At 32.8% G+C, this 1,670-nt stretch carries 1 protein-coding gene and 1 pseudogene; both read right to left on the minus strand.

Annotated elements, in window-relative coordinates:
* Positions 1-471: pseudogene (locus FEU33_RS18555) on the minus strand (hypothetical protein); the annotation flags it as partial.
* Between the two features lie 569 nt (positions 472-1,040).
* Positions 1,041-1,670: RHS repeat-associated core domain-containing protein (locus FEU33_RS18560; RefSeq protein ID WP_146550961.1), on the minus strand; the 630-nt coding region annotated here is incomplete at its 5' end.

Raw genomic sequence — 1,670 nt, forward strand, 5'->3', positions numbered from 1 at the left:
TTCATGGGTTGTATCGCCCACTGTTTTCATGAGGCGAAGTCCATTTTCATCATAGGTATAAGAGGCTACTGTGTTGCCTTCTAATGTTTGAACACTTGTTAAGCGCTGTGCTTCATTATAGGTGTACTGAAAATGTTCGTCCTGTAAGAGGTTACCATCTGCATCATATTGGTAGTTCGTATCGTTTTTCTTTTCAATTTGATTCGCATCATTATAAGAGAAAGTGAAGTCTTTTCCATTTACATGTGCTGCTGTTCGATTTCCGACGGCATCATATTCATACGTATTGGCATCACCATTTGCGAACGTTTCTTTTGTTAGTTGGTTATTGCCATCGTATTCATAGGTTGTGGCTGTTCCTTGGATGGTTTCTTTTGAAATATTGCCGTTTTTCGTATAATCATAGGTCATTTCAAATGATTGTTGTGCCTTTGTGGTGTACGTCAAGGAAGCCAATGAGTTAGCATCATTGAATTTGTGCGACTTGTTTTAGTAAATCTTGATTGAGTGTTATGGTATTTTGATCATGTAGAATTACATCATTTATTTTAATATAAAACGGCAGTTTAAAATCTTGTTTTCATCCCTTGAAAAAAAGAACAAGATCCCCAACATGTAAAAGATATTGGGAATCCTATGACTTAAATTAGAGTCTATTTTCAGAATTTTGATACCTATTGTTTCGGTGCCTGGTTCTTGAAGCTGTGAAAATTAGAAAAGGATAAATTGTACAATGATTATACTCAATATATTTATAACAGAAAGAATATTTATATATTTTGTTGATTTCTTTACTTCTTTTCTTATCAAAGAAATACAAACTAGTAAAATTAACAATGTATATAAAGCTGGATAAATTACTGTAATTGTCGGAGACACAGATATACAAATAATCATAATCAATCCAGTAAAATACAATAGTCTTTCGTATTTTATAAGGTTTTTCCCCTTCAAAACAAGCAACATAAAAATGATTAGTGCTAGCGAAATGCTAAGAATTATTATTTTCTGTGCAAAATACATCATTTATTTTTCCCCTCTTATCTATGTCTGCTGAAATTAATATATTCCACAGTAACCTTTTTACCCCACCAGCCGTATTTTTTCACTTTTTTCGTATAGGTTTTAAAATAACGTTTTAATACATATACAATAATTGAACCATAAGATGAATTAAAAGCACCAATTATCATATTGACAATTAAATTAGCAACTGCAACTCTATATGCCCATTTAATTCTTGTATATGACATATATGTTACAATACGTTGTTTTATCCTATATTTTTTCTTTTTAATAATTCTCAATGTTTGTTTTTTCGCTACTTTTTTCAATCTATTGAGCGTAAATACACTATATCCAAGTGCAGCAGCAATAACAACATTAATTGCGCCAATTAATACAGAAGTTCTTACAGCAATACGTCCATTCGGATCCACATGCATCACTGGATCATTATTCGCATACGTATACCCATTCTGTGATAATGGTTCACCATCATCTCCTGGATGTGGGTCAAGAGCTAAGAATGCACCGTTCTCTGGATTATAGTATCGAGCTTGTAGATAATAATTTTGGGTTTCCTCATCGTAATAGTAACCTGCATAGCGGATAGGGTTGTCTTTTGCCACATCGCCTTCTACGGATAAGACATTTCCATAAGCATCGTA

It is taken from the genome of Rummeliibacillus suwonensis (assembly GCF_007896435.1).
Classification (GTDB): Bacteria; Bacillota; Bacilli; order Bacillales_A; family Planococcaceae; genus Rummeliibacillus; species Rummeliibacillus suwonensis.